The organism is Bifidobacterium miconisargentati (assembly GCF_019331675.1).
In the GTDB taxonomy this organism is placed as follows: domain Bacteria; phylum Actinomycetota; class Actinomycetes; order Actinomycetales; family Bifidobacteriaceae; genus Bifidobacterium; species Bifidobacterium miconisargentati.
In genome coordinates this window covers 35175-54765 of record NZ_JAHBBJ010000009.1, presented here as the reverse complement: position 1 = coordinate 54765, position 19591 = coordinate 35175, and the positions used below count along the sequence as shown (strand labels likewise).

15 protein-coding genes and 1 tRNA gene are annotated in these 19591 nt (G+C 65.5%); 8 read left to right on the top strand and 8 right to left on the bottom strand.

The window, feature by feature from the left end; translation table 11 throughout:
* Positions 1-50 precede the first annotated feature (50 nt).
* Positions 51-1229 carry a tyrosine-type recombinase/integrase gene (locus KIH81_RS06835; RefSeq protein ID WP_214304672.1) on the top strand — a complete coding sequence of 393 codons (1179 nt, stop codon included), beginning with the start codon at positions 51-53 and terminating at the stop codon, positions 1227-1229.
* A 30-nt stretch (positions 1230-1259) separates the two neighbouring features.
* Here KIH81_RS06835 and KIH81_RS06830 read toward each other — a convergent pair.
* The 3 genes from KIH81_RS06830 to KIH81_RS06820 all read right to left on the bottom strand — a co-directional run bounded on the left by KIH81_RS06830 (position 1260) and on the right by KIH81_RS06820 (position 2891).
* A tRNA-Val gene (locus KIH81_RS06830) sits at positions 1260-1333 on the bottom strand.
* Positions 1334-1412: 79 nt separating this feature from the next.
* Positions 1413-1829 (bottom strand): DUF3052 domain-containing protein, encoded by a 417-nt coding sequence (locus tag KIH81_RS06825; protein WP_109057571.1) that lies wholly within the window; start codon positions 1827-1829, stop codon positions 1413-1415.
* A 201-nt stretch (positions 1830-2030) separates the two neighbouring features.
* Positions 2031-2891, bottom strand: a complete 861-nt coding sequence (locus KIH81_RS06820; RefSeq protein ID WP_338024745.1) for a YlbL family protein — start codon at positions 2889-2891, stop codon at positions 2031-2033.
* A 250-nt stretch (positions 2892-3141) separates the two neighbouring features.
* Between KIH81_RS06820 and KIH81_RS06815 the strand changes: the two genes are divergently transcribed.
* The 7 genes from KIH81_RS06815 to KIH81_RS06785 all read left to right on the top strand — a co-directional run bounded on the left by KIH81_RS06815 (position 3142) and on the right by KIH81_RS06785 (position 12595).
* Positions 3142-4902 (top strand): zinc-dependent metalloprotease, encoded by a 1761-nt coding sequence (locus KIH81_RS06815; RefSeq protein ID WP_214304671.1) that lies wholly within the window; start codon positions 3142-3144, stop codon positions 4900-4902.
* A 125-nt stretch (positions 4903-5027) separates the two neighbouring features.
* A complete protein-coding gene (locus KIH81_RS06810) occupies positions 5028-6719 on the top strand; it encodes a DivIVA domain-containing protein (protein WP_214304670.1) in 1692 nt (563 codons plus the stop codon).
* A complete protein-coding gene (dxr, locus tag KIH81_RS06805) occupies positions 6716-7909 on the top strand; it encodes a 1-deoxy-D-xylulose-5-phosphate reductoisomerase (RefSeq protein WP_214304669.1) in 1194 nt (397 codons plus the stop codon). Before KIH81_RS06810 ends, dxr begins: the two co-directional genes overlap by 4 nt.
* Positions 7909-9129 carry a flavodoxin-dependent (E)-4-hydroxy-3-methylbut-2-enyl-diphosphate synthase gene (ispG, locus tag KIH81_RS06800; RefSeq protein ID WP_214304668.1) on the top strand — a complete coding sequence of 407 codons (1221 nt, stop codon included), beginning with the start codon at positions 7909-7911 and terminating at the stop codon, positions 9127-9129. Before dxr ends, ispG begins: the two co-directional genes overlap by 1 nt.
* Before the next feature lie 161 nt (positions 9130-9290).
* Positions 9291-11036 carry an alpha/beta hydrolase family protein gene (locus KIH81_RS06795; RefSeq protein WP_214304743.1) on the top strand — a complete coding sequence of 582 codons (1746 nt, stop codon included), beginning with the start codon at positions 9291-9293 and terminating at the stop codon, positions 11034-11036.
* A gap of 48 nt (positions 11037-11084) precedes the next feature.
* The gene (gene recO / locus KIH81_RS06790; RefSeq protein WP_214304667.1) at positions 11085-11804 is read left to right on the top strand and encodes a DNA repair protein RecO; all 720 of its coding nucleotides are present in this window, start codon (positions 11085-11087) and stop codon (positions 11802-11804) included.
* Between the two features lie 2 nt (positions 11805-11806).
* Positions 11807-12595 (top strand): isoprenyl transferase, encoded by a 789-nt coding sequence (locus KIH81_RS06785; protein WP_214304666.1) that lies wholly within the window; start codon positions 11807-11809, stop codon positions 12593-12595.
* 222 nt (positions 12596-12817) lie between these two features.
* On the opposite strand, the gene KIH81_RS06780 is transcribed toward KIH81_RS06785, so the two are convergent.
* From KIH81_RS06780 to KIH81_RS06760, 5 genes are all read right to left on the bottom strand, one after another.
* Positions 12818-13594 carry an ABC transporter permease gene (locus KIH81_RS06780; protein WP_214304665.1) on the bottom strand — a complete coding sequence of 259 codons (777 nt, stop codon included), beginning with the start codon at positions 13592-13594 and terminating at the stop codon, positions 12818-12820.
* Between the two features lie 65 nt (positions 13595-13659).
* On the bottom strand, positions 13660-14733 hold the full coding sequence (locus KIH81_RS06775; RefSeq protein WP_217624885.1) for an ABC transporter substrate-binding protein: 1074 nt from the start codon (positions 14731-14733) through the stop codon (positions 13660-13662).
* A gap of 528 nt (positions 14734-15261) precedes the next feature.
* A complete protein-coding gene (locus tag KIH81_RS06770; protein WP_214304664.1) occupies positions 15262-16824 on the bottom strand; it encodes a glycoside hydrolase family 32 protein in 1563 nt (520 codons plus the stop codon).
* 248 nt (positions 16825-17072) lie between these two features.
* Complete coding sequence (locus tag KIH81_RS06765; RefSeq protein ID WP_214304663.1) at positions 17073-18116, bottom strand: LacI family DNA-binding transcriptional regulator; 1044 nt, start codon at positions 18114-18116, stop codon at positions 17073-17075.
* A gap of 101 nt (positions 18117-18217) precedes the next feature.
* A complete protein-coding gene (locus KIH81_RS06760; RefSeq protein WP_214304662.1) occupies positions 18218-19582 on the bottom strand; it encodes a serpin family protein in 1365 nt (454 codons plus the stop codon).
* Positions 19583-19591: the final 9 nt, after the last annotated feature.

The following is a 19591-nucleotide window of genomic DNA, read 5'->3' as shown; positions in this document are numbered from 1 at the left end:
CGCCAATCATAACCGGACAACCTTAACAGGACACGGAGAAAGGCCATCCCATGGCGAACATCGTGAAATACACCACCAGCAAAGGCGAAGTGCGGTACAGGGTCCGCTACCGGAAACCGGACGGCACGCAGACCGACAAACGCGGGTTCAAACGCAAGAAGGACGCCGAGAACTGGGCCGCAGAACACGTCACCATCGCCAAGGCCACCGGCACGTTCATCGACCCACAGGCCGGCAACCGATTGTTTCGCGACATGTATGAATCGTGGTTGTCCATGAAAAAGCCGTTCTGGAAACCAAGCCAACTGGAAACCACGGAGACTTCATACCGTACCCACGTCGGTCCGAAATGGGGTGGCCGGCGCATAGGCGACATCACCAACGCCGAGCTTCAGGAATGGGTCGGCACGCTCGCCCTGGACCGTTCCGCAAGCGTGGTCCTCCGAGCCAAGGGCATAGTCTCCGCTGTGCTCGACCGTGCGGTGGAGGATCGTCTCATAGCCGAGAACCCGTGTAAAGGGCTTGATCTGCCAAGGAAACCCGTGCGGAAGGAACGTCGGGTGTACCTGCCCATACCCCGGCTGGTGCGTTTCGCCGAAGAATGCGGGAAGGCCATGAATCTTGGCGCTGAACGACGGGCTCTCGTCCTGCTGCTCGGGTTTTGCGGGTTGAGATGGGGCGAGGCCGCAGGGTTGCGGCGCGAGGATGTGGATCTCGAACGCGGCTTGTTGACGGTCCGGCACAATATCGTGTGGGTGAGGGGGCGTCCGGTCGAGGGAACGCCAAAGTCCTATGAGATGCGCAATGTGCCCATGCCTGTCATCGTAAGCGATGCGCTTCGTCCTCTATTGGCCGAGCGACACGCCGGTGACCGCGTGTTCTCCGATACCGGGGGAGGGCCGATTCGCATGCAGTCGGTGAGTGCCGTGCGAGGCAATCGCACCTGGTGGCCCAGCGCTTTGAAACGATTGGGGTGGGAGCATGATGATTGGCCCAGTCCGCATGACCTTCGTCACACGGCGGCGAGCATTGCCGTGCATGCCGGGGCGAACGTCAAGGCGTTGCAAAGGATGCTGGGGCATAAGTCGGCGGCCATGACGCTGGATGTGTATGCCGACCTGTTCGACTCCGATCTGATGGACGTGTCGCGCATGGTGGGTGCGGCGGTCGAATTGGAATGTGGGCAAAATGTGGGCAAAAAGGAACTTGTACCTGCCGGAATGGCTTGATTCCGTTGGTATTCCAACGGTCTGGAAAGGTGGGCAATGAGGGACTCGAACCCCCGACATCCACCGTGTAAAGGTGGCGCTCTAACCAACTGAGCTAATTGCCCGCGGATGTCAAGAATAGCGCATGGGCGGACCCGACGCGACACTTGACGTCGAATAATGCGAAATGGTCGCGAAAACCAGTCAGCGGCCCTTGCCGAAGGCGCGCAGACGGATGCCGTTCCAGTCCGGGCCCACGGTCAGCGGGGTGGCCGCGTTCATGCCGGCGGTCTTCGCGGCGGACTGCACGGTGGAGGAGCTGGCCGCACCCGGACGACCGGGCTTCGGAGTCAGCACCCACAGCGGGCCGTCGTCGCCGAGCACCGCGTACGCATCGACGATGGTGTCGGACAGTTCGTCCTCGTCGTCGCCGTCGCGCCACCACAGAATGACGCCATCCACCGCGGAGTCATAGTCCTCGTCCACGAGCTCCTCGCCGGTGAGCTTCTCGATCTCGGCGCGGATGGAATCGTCCACGTCGTCGTCCCAGAGCCATTCCTGGATGATGTCTCCAGGCTTGAAACCGAATTCTTCCGCGTTCTGTGATGCCGTTTGATTCACAGGGGATACATTAGCAAGCCACTGCGAACAATCGCGTTAACGGCACCGAAAAAACCTTCGGATTGTGGACACCGGACGTTCGGGGAAGGGACGGAAGACCGACGGCCGTGCGTCGGGCCGATCGGGTGACAGCTTCGTCCGCGGCCGTTCGCAACTAGCTCGCGGCGATCTACGTCACGATGCCGCGGCGATCCGTGCGACTCACGCGGTGCAGTGCGGCAGGTCGTCCGCCTGCCCCCTGCCGATGGCGACGAGCGCCTGATACGCCTCGTCCAGCGTGGAGACCTTCACGTCCCGCAGCCCGTCCGGCACATGCCCCACCACATCCGCGCAGTTCGACTCCGGTGCCAGGAACCATGTGGCCCCGTCGCGCTTGGCGCCGAGCATCTTCAACCGGATGCCGCCGATCTTGCCCACCTTGCCCTTCGCATCGATGGTGCCGGTGCCGGCGATGGTCTCGCCGCCGGTCTCCTCGGCGGGGGTGAGCTTGTCGATGAGACCCAGCGTGTACATCATGCCGGCGGACGGGCCACCGATGCTGTCCACATGCATCGTCACCTTGAGGTTCTTCAGCGTGGCCTTGCTGATGCCGAGCTCGTCCGCATGCGCTTTCATATACGCGAGCCCGGCCTTGGCCGCCGAATCCTGGGAGCCGGTCATGTCCGAATCGACCTTCTTCTGGTACTCGTCGGCGGTCTGGCCCACCGGCACCACGGCCTCGCGCGGCATGACCTCCACATGCGGGTTGGCCCACCCCCATACGGCCTGCGCGTTGATGATCGGGTAGCCGGGCACGCCCGACGCGCTCACCGTCACCAGCAGCAGCTTGCCGGAATCACGATGCGTCTCGACGCCGCTGCCGGACACGGCGATCACCTGCCCCTCCTTGACCTTGCCGAGCACGTCCTGGGTGGGGCCGGGCATCTCGATGACGTACGGGCTCGGCAGCAGCAGGATCGCCGTACCCAGGATCACGGCCAGCGCGCCGACGCAATACCGGGGCGAACGGCTCGTGACGTACCGGCGCACATCCCGCCAGTACCCGGCAAGGAAACGCGCCACCCGCGCGCCGAGACCGTCGGCCGCGGCTTCTCCGGCCCGTCCACTCCGGGAAGGCTGTTCGGACTGTTCATTCCTGTGACGTGCAAACATATCCAACAGTGTATGCAACGGTCCTGCACGAGCCGCGCGCGGGACCCGTCAGGACGCGCGGCGCGAAAAAAACCTCGGCCGCAGGCGAACGGGCGCGGGAAGACCCTACACTTGGGGTAACAGACCTTGGGGTAACACACCGCGGCAAAGAAGGATACGCATGGACGACAACGCGATTCACGAATGGCTCATCAAGTGCTTCGGCCCCGTGCAGGGGGAGATGGCCTGGCAGCAGATCAACCAGCTGCCCGCCGAGATCCGCGAGCAGCTCATGAGCCAGGATCCCGGCAGACTGCCCGATCCGTCCGAAGTCCAGCAGATGATGGCCGCGTTCACGGCCGGCGGACTCAACACCATGGGCGACATGCAGCGCACGGTGGAGGAGGGGCCCATCAACGTCAAACTCGCCAAATCCATCGCCCTGCAGCAGGCCAACGCGGCCGGCTCGGCCTCCAGCGTGACCGCCATCGAGGGCGAGGCCGCGCGCCGCGCGATGAGCGAGGCCAACCTCTGGCTGGACACCGCCTGCGAGTTCAACCCCGCGCCCGGCGAGCCGGACGTGCTCACCCGCGCCGGATGGGTGGAAGGCACCATCGACCAGTGGGCCAAGTTCGCCGCGCCCGTGGCCGAATCGATGAACGACGCGCTCGCCTCCGTGATCTCCGAACGACTCGGCGGCATGCTGGGCGACGGCGAGATCGCCGGCATGTTCGCCGGCCCGGTGCCGATTCCGATCCCGGACGGCATGAAGGATCCGGCCCAGCTCATCAAACTGCTCGGCAACACGTCCTTCGCCATGCAGCTGGGGCATGCGGCCGGCAACCTGAGTCACGAGGTGCACGGCAGCTTCGACCAGGGCATCGCGCTCACCAAGAACCCCGCCGGCGCGTTGATCGCACAGAACGCCACCGAATACGCCAAGGCGCTCAACGGCGAGACGACGACCGACGGCACGCAGGGGAGCGGTGTCTCCGGTGCGGCCGACGGCGATGCTTCCGGCAACCCGATCGGCTTCACATCCGCCCGCAAGGCCGATGCCGGCACCGATCCGGCCGGGTCCGCGCAAGCCGATTCGTCCGAGTCCGCCGCCGACCAGGCCGCGTTCGAGGCCGCCTTCGCCGGGTTCAACGCCACCGAGAAGATCCCCGAATCCGAGGTCCTGTCCTATCTGGCATTGCAGGAGATGGCCCATGCCCGCCTGTACGCCTCCGTGCCGTGGCTGATGCCCCGCTTCGAGGCGCTCATCGGCAAGTACGCGCGTGGCATCTCCATCGACCTGGACGCGATGGAGGAGCAACTGCGCGACGCCACGTCCATGGACCCCGAGTCCATCTCCGATGCGGTCAACCTCACCAAGGTCGGCATTCCGGACACGCCCGAACAGCGTGAGGCGCTCGCTTCGCTCGAATCGCTGCTGGCCATGGTCGAAGGCTGGGTCGATTGCGTGGTGTGGCGCGCGGGCATGGCACACCTGCCGCACATCGAGCAGCTGCGCGAGATGACCCGCCGCGAACGCGCGATGGGAGGCCCCGCCGAACGCACCTTCGAAAGCCTGCTCGGCCTGCAGCTGCGCCCCAAGCGCATGCGCGAGGCGGCCGGCCTGTGGGAGATGATCACCGCCGCCGAAGGCTCCGAAGGCCGAGACGCGAAGTGGTCCCACCCTGATCTGCTGCCCGTCCTGCCCGGCGACCGGTCCGGATCGGACGATTCCGGCGCATCCGGTACGGCCGGTGCCGGTTCCGCTTCCGGCTCCGGTGCCTCCGGCATCGGCGCCACGCATCCGGCGGCGGACGGCAAGTCAAGCGACATCGACTGGGACGCCGAACTGTCCAAGCTCCTCGGCGAGGACGGTGATGAGGGCGGTTCCCACGACCCGGACGCTCCGGGCGATTCCGACGGCCCGGCTGCCGGTAACGAGTGACCTTCCCGGCCTTCCCGGCGCAGTGAGAACGGGAAGGAAACCGGGAAGGCGCTGACGGCGGGCGTCGCAACAGTCACGTAAAGTTGTGTTCGGAGTGTTTCATTCAGCAGGAGGTCGGACAGCCGATGGCGCAGAAACTTCGTGAAGGGGAAAGCAAGTCGGGCATCGCCCGTGCAGGCAAGCGCAAGTGGGGGTACGATCCGGCTCAGGTCGATGGCTTCCTGGAACGAGCCCACGCGCTGTATGACAGCGAGGGCGCCAAGCTCACCCAGCGCGACATCCAGGACGTCTCCTTCGACGTGGCCAAGAACGGCTATGTCATCAGCCAGGTGGACGCCGCGCTGAGCCGTCTCGAACGCGCCGTGGTGGACAAGCAGACCACTTGGGAGATCTCCCAGCATGGCCGCGTGGCATGGAAGGCGCAGACCGAGAAGCTCTACCAGGAGATCGCCAAGCACGCCGAACGCGCCGAACGCGAACGTTTCCGCTCCGGCAATGCCAAGCAGCCTTCCTATGACAAGAAGCAGGTGGATCGCCTCGTCGACCAGATCGTGGACAAGGCCGCCGCCTCCCTGGGCGTGGACGGCGTCAACCCGGAGGACGTGCGCAAGCTCGCGGACCTCAACGCCAATGCGGTCAACAACGTGGTCTTCACCCAGCGCAAGGGCAAGAAGGGCTATGACGAACGGCAGGTGGACTATTTCCTCAACACTTGCGTCCAGCTGCTGAGCCGCCTCGAATCCTATGCCCGCGTGGCTGATTTCGTGGGCGATTCCTCGGCTGTGGCCGCGGCCGAGGCCGCGTCCCCGGCACACGCCGCGGACGTCTCCTCCCTGTTTGCCTCCGCCGCCCCGCAGGCTCCGGCCCCCGAACCCGCCGTGCAGGCGCAGCCCCAGATGGCGGCCTCCCCGGTCTACCACGAGTCGTTCGACGCGCTTCATCAGGCCGAGCGCGACCTGTTCGCCGCTCCTGCCGCGCAGGAGAAGCCGGTTTCGTACGCGCCCGCGTTCTCCGCATCCGCGCCTTCGGGCCCGTCCGCGCCGCAGCCCGTCTCATACGCTCCGTCCGTCATGCCGGAGCACCGGCACGCCGAACCGGTGACGCCCACGCCTGCCACCGCCGCTCCCGCCGTGGCCCAGTCCGAAACCGTGGTGCTTTCCCCGATTCCCGACGATCCGTTCGGCACCAAGGCCGGTCAGACCTCTGCCGGCCAGGCCACTGCCGCCGAACCTGCCGCGCAGTCTCCGGCCGATTCCCATGCCGCCGCATCCGCCGCGTCCGACTATGCCGCCCCGGTGCAGACCGCGGCGCAGCCGGCTCCGGAACCGCCCGCCGCGCCATCGTTCGCACCCCTGCACACCCGCGATGCCGCCGCCCGGCATGCGCCGGAGAGCACCGAGCCGGTCATCGACACCTCGCGCGACGACTCCTCCCTGGCCGCCTTGGCCCACATGGTGGAGATCTCCCAGGAGATGCCGGCCATCCGCACGCAGGCCTTCGAGCCCAAGATGCCGAGCCTCGACACGCCAAGCGTCCTCAAGCTCAACGACCTGCCCGAGCCCGTCATGCCGTCGTCCGTCGGACATGCCGGCACCAGCGGGACGCCATCCGACGACTCCGGCGTGCAGTCGGGCACGCCGTCGGACGAGCATCATTCGACGCAGCCGCCCGCGGCACCGGCATCGCTGTCCCCGGCGCAGCATCACACCGACGATCTTTTCCCGTCGTTCTTCCCGTTGGAGAACGGATTCGACACGGACATCCCGGATCTGTCCTTCCCGACCCTGAACGACCATGAACCGAAGAAGGAACAGTGAGCATAGTCTCCAACTCCAGCGTCGTCATCCTCGGATCCACCGGATCCATCGGCACCCAGGGACTTGACGTCATCGCACGTCATCCCGAGCGCTTCACCGTCACCGGATTGGCCGCGGGCGGTGGACATGTGGAATTGCTCGCCCAGCAGGCGATCCGGTTCCGCGTGCCGGAAATCGCCGTGTACGACCAATCCAAGGTCCCGGCCCTGCGTGAGGCGCTCGAACAGGCCGGTGCCCGTTCCTCGGTGCGCGTCAGCGGAGGTCCGGAAGCGGTCCTCGCCATGGCGGGCTCCGGCGCGAACGTGGTGCTCAACGGCATCACCGGATCCATTGGCCTCGAACCGTCGATCGCGGCGCTTCAGGCAGGTTCGCAGCTCGCGCTGGCAAACAAGGAATCGGTGGTGGCCGGCGGCCATCTGCTCTTCGGCGCCCAGGTACGCGAACAGCAGATCAACCCCGTGGACTCCGAGCATTCCGCCATCTGGCAGTCGTTGAGAAGCGGTACCCACGCCGAAGTGGCCAAGCTCGTGGTCACTGCCTCGGGCGGCCCGTTCCGCGGCTGGAAGCGCGCGGACATGGCGAACATCACACCCGAGCAGGCGCTGCACCACCCCACCTGGAACATGGGCCCGGTGGTCACCATCAACTCCTCGACCCTGATGAACAAGGGCCTTGAGGTCATCGAGGCGTCCCGACTGTTCGACGTGCCGCCCGAACGCATCGACGTGACCGTGCACCCGCAGTCCATCGTCCATTCCATGGTCGAGTTCGTGGACGGCGCCACCATCTGCCAGGCCTCGCCGCCGGACATGCGCCTGCCCATCGCGCTGGGCCTGTCCGCGCCCGACCGCATGGGCGACGTGGCCGCGGCCTGCGACTGGACCAAGGCCGCCACGTGGACCTTCGAACCGTTGGACGACGAGGCGTTCCCCGCCGTCTCGCTGGCGCGTCACTGCCTGTCCGCGTCCGAGAAGCATACGGCCGTGCTGAACGCGGCCAACGAGCAGGCCGTGCATGCCTTCCTCGACCACCGCCTGCCCTACCTCGGCATCGTCGACACGGTCAAGGAGGTACTTGACGAGATGGACGCCGAACTGCGCGGCAACCCGCTGTTCGCCGACGTGGAGGAAATGAGTCAGGTTGAGCACGAGGCCCGCCGTCGCGCCGATGACCTGATAAACAAGCAGTGATGAATACGTTGAGCACCGAACTACCTGTCAACAAGCCGTTCCGCAAGACCGGGGACCCGGCGGAGCTGACCAGCGAATCGCCGCTGCATCCGCGCCGCAAGTCCCGCCGCATCATGGTCGGACCGGTGCCGGTGGGTGGGGGAGCCCCCATCTCCGTGCAGTCCATGACCAACACGCTTACGGCGAACGTGCCGGCCACGCTCCAGCAGATCGCCGAGCTGACCGCCGCCGGCTGCGACATCGTGCGCGTGGCCGTGCCCAGCCAGGACGACGCCGACGCCCTGCCCGAGATCTGCCGCAAGTCGCCGATCCCGGTCATCGCGGACATCCACTTCCAGTCCAAGTACGTGTTCCAGGCCATCGACGCCGGCTGCGCGGCCGTGCGCGTGAACCCCGGAAACATCCGCAAGTTCGATCAGGTCGGCCCGGACATCTGCAAGGCCGCCACGGACGCGGGCATTTCCCTGCGCATCGGCGTGAACGCCGGCTCGCTGGACAAGGAGCTCTACGCCAAGTACGGCGGCCCCACCCCCGAGGCGCTCGTGGCTTCCGCCCTCAAGGAAGCGCACATGTTCGAGGACGTGGGCTTCCATGACTTCAAGATCTCCGTCAAGCACCACGACGTGATCACCATGGTCGAAACGTACCGACTGCTCGCATCCAAGGGCGACTGGCCGCTGCATCTCGGCGTCACCGAGGCCGGCCCCGCATGGCAGGGCACCATCAAGTCCTGCCTCGCGTTCGGCGCCCTGCTGGCCGAGGGCATCGGCGACACGATCCGCGTGTCCCTCTCCGCCCCACCGGTCGAAGAGGTCAAGGTGGGCTGCAAGCTCCTGGAATACATGGGACTGCGCCCCCGCAAGTTCGACATCATCTCCTGCCCGAGCTGCGGCCGTGCCCAGGTGGACGTGATCCAGCTTGCCTCCGCCGTGACCGAAGGCCTCAAGGACGTGACCGCGCCGATCCGCGTGGCCGTGATGGGCTGCATCGTCAACGGCCCCGGCGAAGCGCGTGAGGCCGACCTCGGCGTGGCCTCCGGCAACGGCAAGGGCCAGATCTTCATCAAGGGCAAGGTCATCGAAACCGTGCCCGAGGACCAGATCGTGGAGACGTTGCTCACCAAGGCGCAGGAGATCGCCGCCCAGATGGAGGCGGACGGCCAGGTGCCCGCCGGCTCCACCGGCCCGGTCGTCGTGCCGATCCAGCATCCGAACCGCTGACATATCCCATTGCTGTATTCCGCCATCGGCCCTTACCGGGCCGGTGGCGTTTTCGTTGTTCGCCGCCGACATAACAGGGCAGGCCCGGTGCCACAATGGTCTGCGTGTCGAATCAGGAACAGCAGAGCGAAACCCGGCCATGGACCCGCGGCCATCGGCTGATGGTCAGCCTGCCCATCTTCATCATGCTGTTCGGCATCCTCGCGGCCGTCTCCAACATCACCATCGTGCCGTGGAACATCGAACCCACAGGCCAATCGATGGCCACCCTCAGCGACGACACGGCGGTCACCTTCGACACCGCCACCGGTTCCGGTCTGCCGGACAAAGGTTCGTACACCGTCACCGAGCGGTACGTCACCCTCAACATCGCGCGCGACGGATCCCTGACCACGCAGGCGGGCGTACGGAACAAGGCCAATGAACAGGGCGTGCAGGCCATCAAGGTACTCATCCGCGAGCCCGAAGGCGCCTCCGGCAAGCGCCCGGCCGTCGTCTTCATGCACGGCGCGGGCTACGGCACCTGCGACAACTCCTTCGGCGACGTGGCCGCGGACATGGCCTCCGCCGGCTTCGTGACCGCCGTGCTGGACAAGCCCGTCTGGAACACCACCGACATCAACCGCGACTACCCGGCCTCCGCCAAGGCCTACGACCAGGTCATCGCCTACCTGCGTGACCAGAACAACGTGGACGCCTCAAAGGTCGGCATCTACGCCACCTCCGAATCCACATGGATCTCCTCGTACCTGCTCGAGGACGACCCGGACATCGCTTTCCAGATCCTGTTAAGTCCGATGGTCTTCAGCCCCCGCCAATCCCTCGGCTTCTTCGTGACCCAGGACTTCACGCTGGCTGGCGCGAACGACGGCTACCAATCCATCGTGCAGCGACTGTTCAGCGCGGACGGCACCGTGGTGGGACTGACGAACTTCGACATCCGTACCCTCGGTCCCGGTGCGTACGACATTCCCACCTACGTGGCGTACGGGTCCAAGGACGTGATGACCGCGCAGGTGGACGGCGTGCGAGCGATCCTGTACGAGGCGCACCGCGCCGGCAACTGGGATGTGACGGTCCGCAGCTATCCGGTGGCCAACCATGTGCTGCGCCTGGGCGACGAATCCGAAGCCGGAACGCCGTTCGCCGATGCCTACGTGGACGACCTCATCGACTGGGCCGTCGGCACCGCCGCGGGCCTCAAACAGACCAGCGAACGGGTGGCCGGCACCGACCTGTACCAGTCCATCGGCCTGCCGGGCGCGCTGAAGGCGCGTCGCGCCGGCACCATCTACGGCCTGATCCTGCACGCCACGCTGATCCTGCTGCTGATCGCCTCTGCGACGCTCGCGCTCGTGGCGCTGGTCCGCGTCATCGTGGTCCGCTCGCGCTGGCGGCGCGCACGCAGGCAGGCGCTGAAAGGCCGCGGGCAGGACAGGCCGGACGGAACGGCGACAACCGTGCCGTTGCCCGCCAAACCGGTCGTGCTCGGTTTCTCGCACGGCTTCGGCGGCGCCCTCCTGACCCTGACCTTCACCACGCTGGCCACGCTGCTCATCTTCGCCGCGGGCCTCGGCCAGGTGGTCATGGGCGTGGTCCGACTGGCGTGGGGCGGCGCCCCCACCGAAACGCCGGGCGTGATGTACTGGAGCTGGCCGGTGATCCAGGTGGTCTCCGTGCTGGTGGTCTGGGCATGGTCGCGCGTGTTCATGCGGCTCATCGAAGTCGCCTCCGCTCGCGGGCTCATCCAATGGCCGCCGCGCAAGGGGGCCGTCCACGGCATCGTCACTGGAACCGAACCGGTGCTCGCCTCCACCAGGCTCGGCCGCGTGCTGTTCTGGCTCGTTACCTTCACCATGCTCAACGTGCTGCTGTTCTTCGCCTTCTGGGGGCTGTTCATCTACTGACCGCGTTCCGAACCATTACCGGAAACGGGAAACGAGGAGAGAAAACCAATGTCGCTCTACCGTGACGAGGCCGTGGTCCTGAGGACCGCCAAACTCGGTGAGGCGGACCGCATCATCACCCTGCTGACCCGCGGGCACGGCAAGATACGTGCGGTGGCCAAAGGCGTGCGACGCATCAAATCGCGGTTCGGCGCCCGGCTCGAACCGTTCATGCGCGTGGATGTGCTCATCGCCGAGGGCCGTTCGCTGGACGTGGTCTCCCAAGCCGAATCCGTGGCCGCGTACGGAGCCGCCATCGCCACCGATTACGCGGCGTACGAGGCCGCCAACGTCATCGTGGAGACCGCGGACAAACTGGTGAACACCGAACACGAGCAGACCGTGCGGCAGTACCGGCTCGTCATCGGCGCCTTGAACGCGCTCGCCAAACACGCTCACGCGCCGCGGGCCATCGGCGACTCCTACGTGATGCGCGCGCTTGCCCTGGCCGGCTGGACGCCGCGACTCACCACCTGCGTGGTGTGCGGCCAACGCGAAGGCGCCTACCTGTCCATCGCGGCCGGAGGCGTGATGTGCGAGGCCGACCACACCACGGACGCCCGCCGCATCCCACCGCTCGCCCTGCGCCAGTTCGCGGCGCTCGTGGACGGCGACTGGACGGTGCTCGACGCCGAGCCGCTCGACACCGTCGCCGAACAGTTGGTTGAAGATTGGGGGGAGTATTACCTGGAGCGGCCGATTCGTTCGCTGCGCTTGATAGATTCGTGAGTATGGCTTTTGAGAACGTCGACTACACTTCGTTGAGCATTCCGGCGGCACCGTTTTCCGACCCCGCCCGCATCCCCGATTTCCCCAAGGACAAGGTGCCCCGTCATGTGGGCGTCATCATGGACGGCAACGGCCGCTGGGCCAAGCAGCGCGGCATGATCCGCACCAACGGTCATCAGGCCGCCGAACCAGTGGTGTTCGACACCATCGCCGGCGCCATCGAGGCGGGCGTGCGCTACCTGTCGCTCTACACGTTCTCCACCGAGAACTGGAAGCGCTCGCCGCAGGAAGTGCGCTTCCTCATGGGGTTCTCGCGTGAGATCATCCACCGCCGCGTGGCGCAGATGGACGAGTGGGGCGTGCGCGTGCGCTGGTCCGGCCGCCGTCCGAAGCTGTGGAAGTCGGTGATCGACGAGCTGGAGATCGCACAGGAGCGCACGAAGAACAACAAGGTCATCGATGTGGTGTTCTGCATCAACTACGGCGGGCGCGCCGAAATCGCCGACGCCTGCGCCGCTATCGCCCGCGAGGTGCGTGACGGCAGGATTTCCGGCGACCGCGTCACCGAGAAGATGATCGCCGACCACCTGTACAACCCGGATATTCCCGACTGCGATCTGGTGATTCGTACGTCCGGCGAGCAGCGCACGTCGAACTTCCTGCCGTGGGAGGCCGCCTACGCTGAACTCGACTTCGTGCCCGAACTCTTCCCCGACTGCGGCCGTGAGGTCCTCTGGCGCTCCATCGACCACTACATCCACCGTGACCGTCGATTCGGCAATGCCAAGTAAAACTGGCTCCCCTCGCTGAGGAGAGCCTCACCGAACCCAAGCCGGGGTAGTTGACCCTTCCAATAGGGTGTCCGGCGGCTGGTGGGATGCGTGTTGTTCCGACACACTCAAGGCCGTTCGGCCTCGCTCCGGCGCATGCTCGCAGAGCATAGCATGCGCCTCCGCTGCTTACGGTCCGAACAACACGCATCCCACCAGCCGCCTCTTCCTTAGGCTAGGTTTCTACTGGTCGAGATCCTCGTCCTTGCCATTGCCGAGCGCGAGCCACTCCACCAGCGAGATGACGCCCAGCAGTATCGCCGTCTGGGCGATCACCACCACGGTGGCGGAGAAGATCAGCGGCGTGCGGAACGAGTTGAACGCGGCCTGCAGCCAGATGCCCAGGCCGTTCATCGCGCCCAGATATTCGGCGGTGGCCGCCGTGCCGAAGACGTACGCGGCGGCGATGCGCAGACCACCGAAGATCTGGCGGGCCGCCACCCTGAGCTTGACATGCGTGAGCGTCCAGAATCGCGTGGCGCCGCAGGTCAGCGCCACATCCTCATAGAACTGCGGCACGGCGTTGAGTCCGCGCGCGGTCTGCACGGCGATGGGGAACACGCCGAACACGGCCACGATCACGATCTTGCCCAACGGTTCGAAGCCGAACCAGATCATGAACAACGGTGCCACCGTGATGAGCGGGATGGTCTGCGCGGCCGCCAGCAGCGGGTAGAACGCCCGGTACATGGTCTTGGACGCATACAGTCCGATGCCGATGGCGATGCCCGTCACGATCGCGATGGCGAAGCCCGTGATGCCTTCATACGCGGTGATGGAGGCGGCCGTCATGAGGTCGGGCCAGGTATCGACCATCGAGGCCACGATCTGGGTGGGGGCGGCCAGCACACGCTCCGAAATATGTCCGGCCCGGACCGCCGCCTCCCAGACCACCAGCAGGCCGCCGATGGTCAGTGCGGGCGGGGCGATGCGCGCGAGCCAAGATTGCAATTGCTTCATAACAGTCTTTACCCGATGAATTGGCCCCCTCGCGAGGAGGAGGCCATGGTTATCGGTTATCGGCGTCAGGCCACGTAATCGTTCGTGGCGAGTTCTTTGGCCTGCGGGGCTTCGGCCGGGTTCTTGCCGTCCTTGTCCTTGTACGTGCCGGCCTTGTACTGGAAGTCCAGATACGGCTGGGCGTCGTCGAAGTTCACGGTGCCGGGCAGGGACTTCGCGTCATCCGTGGTCCAGTAGCCGTTCTTGGCGATCTCCTCCATGGAGGTGCGGGTCAGCTTGGAATCGAGCTGGGCCTCCTTGGCCTGCTCGACCAGCAGATCGGCGGCCTTGTCCGGGTTGGCCAGCGCGTAGTCGTAGCCCTTCTTGGTGGCCTCGATGAACTTCTTGAGCGCGTCGGCGTTCGCGGAATCCTTGAGCCAGGAGGAGTTCACGGCGAAGCCGAGCTGGTCCGGGTTGCCCGGCACGCCCCAGTCGGAGGCCACGAAGCAGTTGAGGGCCGGGCCGTTGAGCTCGCTCTCCACGCCCTCCCAGGTCACGTAGAAGCCGCCGAAATCACCCTTGCCGCTGGTCAGCGTCTCGAAGGTATTGGTGCCGGCGGTGGCGGTCTTGATCTCGCCGGTGCCGCCCGCGTACTTGATCATCTGCTGCACCACGGCGGTCTGCTCGGCCGAGCCGAAGCTCACGAAGGTCTTGCCGGACAGGTCCTTCGGGGTCTTGATGTCCGTGCGGGAGGCCAGCGCGCACCAGCGGGCCACCGGCTTCTGGGTCAGGTCGAACACGAACTTCAGATCGGCGCCCTGCGAGTTGAAGGCGGCCACGTTGCTCAGCGTGGTGAAGCCCACGTTGGCCACGCCGTTCTCGACGCTGGTTTCCGCGCCGGCCTGCGCGGTGGGCAGGATCTTCACGTTGACGCCGGCGTCCTTGTAATAGCCGAGCTTCTGGGCCACGTACAGACCGATGTGGTTGGTGTTCGGCGTCCAGTCCAGCATGAACGAGACGGTGGGGGTGCTCGAATCCTTGGCCGAATCGCCGGAATCGGCGGTGTTGGTGGATCCGCAGGCCGCCACGGACAGGCCGAGTGCGGCGGCTCCGAACACGGCCGCCAGCTTGGTCAGACCCTTCTTGACTTCAATCTTCATCTCAATGTCACCTTGCCTTCCGCGCATAGTGCGCTACAGTCCGACTCTCGGCAGACGGGAAGGTGAGGAGCCCGCGCGAGACATCAGACCAACGCCCCTTGTCGCGTATGCGGGGGCGTGATTCCTTATGATGTGGGCACGGCTGCTGCCACCAACCGCGCGAACGGCTCCCAGTATAACCGCGATGATGCCAACCGTTCGGATGGGACTTCGCCGGTGCACCGTGCCAGGGATAGCGCTGCCGTGACGTGATGAGTGGGGCTAAGTGGGGAGCTGGCATCCATATTGCCTCTGCGAGCCGGGTCATGGCGTGGAGTATCTGCCATCTGGTATCTGTTCCGCCCCGATGGCATGCGCTTACCGGGGCGGAATGGGGAATACCACCCTGTTGGACCCCACTGAGGATACGCCAGCGCGGTAAAACGGGTATGCGGATACGGAAAAGCCTCGCGCAGTATGGGCTCAGCGAGGCTTTTTGGGGATTGACTGACCAAACGTCCGCGCCCGGCCGACCGGGCGGTCGGCTTATTACTCCAGTCCGATGGACTTCAGGTGATGCAGCTTCAGCGAGCTGACGGTCAGCGAGCCGGATTCGGCCGCAAGCCTGATGGCACGCGGGCCTTCGGAGGCGTAGGAATAGGAACTCAGCACCTGATGGCCGCCGTTGACGTACACCTCCACGGAGCCTCGGTCCACGAACACACGCAAATCCAGCGTGCCGGCGGCGAGCTCGGCCTCGGTCAGGGGAGCGGTGCGGTAACCGCGATCGCCGTGCTTCATGGTCTGGCGGTCCAGCACCACGCGGCCGAGCTGGTCGTCGTACGCCACATACGTGTACGCGCCGTCCTCGGTGGCGTGGATCTTGAGCCCCGCGCGCTCGGCGGTGGAATGGTCGAGGTCGATGGTCATTTCGATTTCGACGGCCTCGGCGTCGTCGGAGACGATCTTCTCGCCGTCGCCGTCAAGCACGATCGCGCCATGATCGTACGTATCCTCGCGCAGGCCCTCCATCTCGGCGACCGGCGCGGTCACCACATCGCCGTCCGCGCCGAGCGTGATCTCACGCGGCAGGGTGAGCTGGCCGCACCAGCCGTCCTCCATGGAAGGTGCGGGGTCCATGAACGGGGCCATCCAGCCGTAGATGATCTGACGGCCGTCCGCGCCACCGGCGTTGAACGACTGCGGCGCGTAGTAGTTGTGGCCGCAATCCCACGGGCGGAATTCGGTCTCCGGCTGGAATGCGCCGCCCGGTTCCCACGTGCCGATCATGTATCCGGCGTTGACCTCGTTGCGGTTGGTGAAACCGTTCGGCTTGGAGCCCATCGCGGAGAAGCCGATGACCCACTTCTCGTTGCCGTCCTTGTCCTTCAGCGGGAAGAAGTCGGGGCATTCGAGCATGAACACGTTCGGATCCGGGTGCTCGAACAGCACGCGCTCGTACTTCCAGGACACCATGTCCTCGGAGGTGAACAGCCACATCTGGCCGCGCTTTTCGGCGGAGGAGACGCCGAAGGTCATGTACCAGGTGTCGCCGGTCTTCCACACCTTCGGATCGCGGAAGTTATGGAAGACGCGATCGGTCGGGCAGTCGATGATCATGCCCTGCTTGGTGGCGGAGGTGAGCTCGTCGTTGTCCGGGGTGGCGAGCAGCTGCACCTGCCAGTCGTCGGTGCGGTCCTCCGGGCTGCGCCAGCGGTGGCCGGTGTAGTAGAAGCGCAACTTGCCGTCGTCACCGATGACGGCGGAACCGGAGAACACGCCGTGCTTGTCCTCCTCCAGGGAGGGGGCGAACATGATCGGCTCGCGCTTCCAGTGGATCATGTCGGTTGAGGAGACGTGGCCCCAGTGCATCGGGCCCCAGTGGGAGCTGTACGGGTGCAGCTGGTAGAAGACGTGCCAGCGGCCATGGTAGTAGCACAGGCCGTTCGGGTCGTTGATCCAACCGCCGTTTGAGGCGATGTGGTACTTCGGGTACCAGCGGTCGACGCGCTTGGCGGCGAGTGCGGCCACTCCCTCCTCCGCCTTGGCCAGCTCGGCCTGATGATCGAGGATGGGATTGAACACGGGGGTTGCCGGGGTGAAATCGGTCATGGCTGTCCTTTGCCTTGATGGGGTGACTGATATGTTGCGTTCCACGGTGATGGCGCCGTTGCGATGGTGTGGTTGTTTCACTTGTCATTATGCGACGTCAATCGATTGACGTCAATCGATTGACGTACGTGGCGTGTCGTAGCGAAGGGCGTGGAAATGACATACGGATGGCATGGGAATGCTGCGCGGGGCGCGGCCGAAGCATGCTCTGCGAAACTCGTCCGGGGCGGAGCCGGGACAAGCCTGCCTTACCGCCGCACCGACTCCTTTTCGATCAGCGTGCAGCGGATCTTCGCCGGTACGGGCCCGTCGAGCGGTGGCAGGGGAGCGGTGGTCTCCGGCCAGTCCGCGTCGTCCAGCGGACGGTCCTCGATCATCGAGACCAGCTTGGCCACGGACCAGTAGCCCATCTCGAAATGCGGCAGCTCCACGGTGGTCAGCTGCGGACTCAGTGTCTCCGCGAAGACGCGGTGGTTGTCCACGCCCACCACGGAGATGTCGCGTCCCACCGTCAGTCCCCGGCGCGCGGCGCATTCGTAGACGTACCAGGCGCGTGCGTCGTTGAAGCAGAAGAAACCGTCCGGCCGTTCGCCGTCGAACAGTTCCGAGACCGCGTCCAACGCCGGCTTGTTGTTCGGCACGTGGATCACCAGTCGCTCGTCGAAGTCACGCCCGGCCTCCTCCAGCGCGGCACGGTAGCCGTCCAGACGCCCCTGTTCGGCGATGATCGGGTCTGCGGCCCCGACATAGGCGATGCGTCGGCAGCCCGCGTCGATGAGCCGCTTGGCGGCATCATAGCCGATGTGGAACTCATCCGGCTCCACGCTGGGCACGGCGCCCGCCTCATCGGTGGCGTCCACCAGCACCAGCGGCGTGTCCTTGAGCGATGCGGGAACGTCGGTCAGCCGGTTCGACATCTTGGCATACAGGAAACCGTCCGTACCGTACCGCTGCAACGCGGCGATCTCCTTGGCCTCGCTGTCCCTGCCGTCCGTGCTGACCACGATGAGCATGTAGCCGAGTTGCTGGGCCGCGCGTTGCGCGCCGAGGATGATGCCGCCCGCGTACGGGGTGGTGGCCACGTCCTCGCTGATGAAACCGAGGATATGCGTGCGCCCGGTGCGCAGCGAACTGGCCAACGGGTTCGATTTGTATCCGAGCTCGGCGGCGATATCCCGCACGTTGGCGGCGATTTCGGTCTTCACGCGCCCCTCGTCGCGGTTGTTGAGCACCAGCGACACCGTCGAGACCGACACTCCCGCCTGCTTGGCGATTTCCTTCATCGTAACCATAGCGTCAAACGATACACCCATACGTTTCGGTGTCTTTGACGATCAGGGCCGGGATGTAAAGAAAGGCATGGATCGGGCGCGTACGAGACCGAATCCCACGGCTACAGGTTCCGCACCGCCCCGACGAACAACGGCACGTCATCCGGCGTGGTCAAGGCGTAGATGAACGGGCGGTTCACGGTGAACTCCACGTACTGCGGCTGCTCCGGTGCCGACCCGGATTTCGCGTCCACCTTGGTGAACGCCGCCGCCTTGGCGCCGTTCTCGTTCACCTCGATGCGCGTGCCCTGGATGATCGAGCCGATGAACAACTCGTCGGAGGACGAGGTCGTCATTTTGCTCAGGTCGGCGGTTCCGGGTGTGAAGGCGTCGGTGACGCCCAACTTTTTCAACGCCTCGATGGTTTCGCCGGAAGCGAACGTGCTGTCGATGGTGAATTTCGGAAGCCGGACGTTGACCGAAGTGGGATTGGAGGACACGCCCCATCCGGCGGAGGCATCGACCGCACAGCCGTACTCCTCGCCGAGACACGTGCCCAGCGCCCAGCGCAGCTTCTGCGTGTCCGAGGCGATCTCGTCGAAATGTCCGGCCGCCGGCAGCAGGATGGTCAGCGAGCCGCCGTTGTCGAACGGGATCGAAACCCGCTGCCAGGTGTCGTTGTCGTTGTCGCGCGCCCAGGCCATACCCTCGAAGAGCCGTTGCATCATCGGCACCTCGGCATCGCCGTCCTCGCCGTGGAACGTCTCGGTGGTGGTCGCCTCGGGCTCGAACGGGTCCTTCCAACGTCCGTCCGCGTACACGGTGTTGATGATGGAGATGACCTCCCCGTCGCGCAGGGTGATGTCCGGTTTCAGCGCGTTCTGGGTATGGTCGGCGATCCAGCGACTCATGCGTTTTGCTGCGGCGTCGTTGAACGTCAGCGACTCCACGTCCGCCTCGAAGGAGTCCTTGACGGTCGCCTTGAAATCGCCGTCCAACGTGTACCGGCTGTCAATCCACAGCGAGTTGGCCGCATTCATCTCGGATTGCGAGCCGTCGTACCGACCGTTGATGGAACGCAGCAACGACCGGTAATCGTCCGCATCCAATGACCCCGTGCCCAGCAGATCGTTCATCTGCGAGCGGGTCGTGCCGTCGGCGCCCTGCGCGGCGATCGCCAACGCCAGCCACATCGAGGCGGGGGAGTAGTTCACGTTGCCGTTCGAATCCTGGGCGGACTCCATCGTGAGGAATTCCGGCGAGGACCGGTACGTGAATTCGGAGACGCCCTCGACGGTGGCCGTCGTCGCTGGTCGTGCGGCCGGCTTGAACAGGTTCATGCCGATGAGCCGTCCATCGCCGGCCGTCCACCACACGCCGCCCGCGATGATGAGCAGGGCCGCCGCGATGATGCCCGCGGCGATGCGGATGAGACGCTTCCGCCTATGCTGGCGTGCGCGGTAATACTCGAAAGTCGTCGTGCTCATGATGGGCTC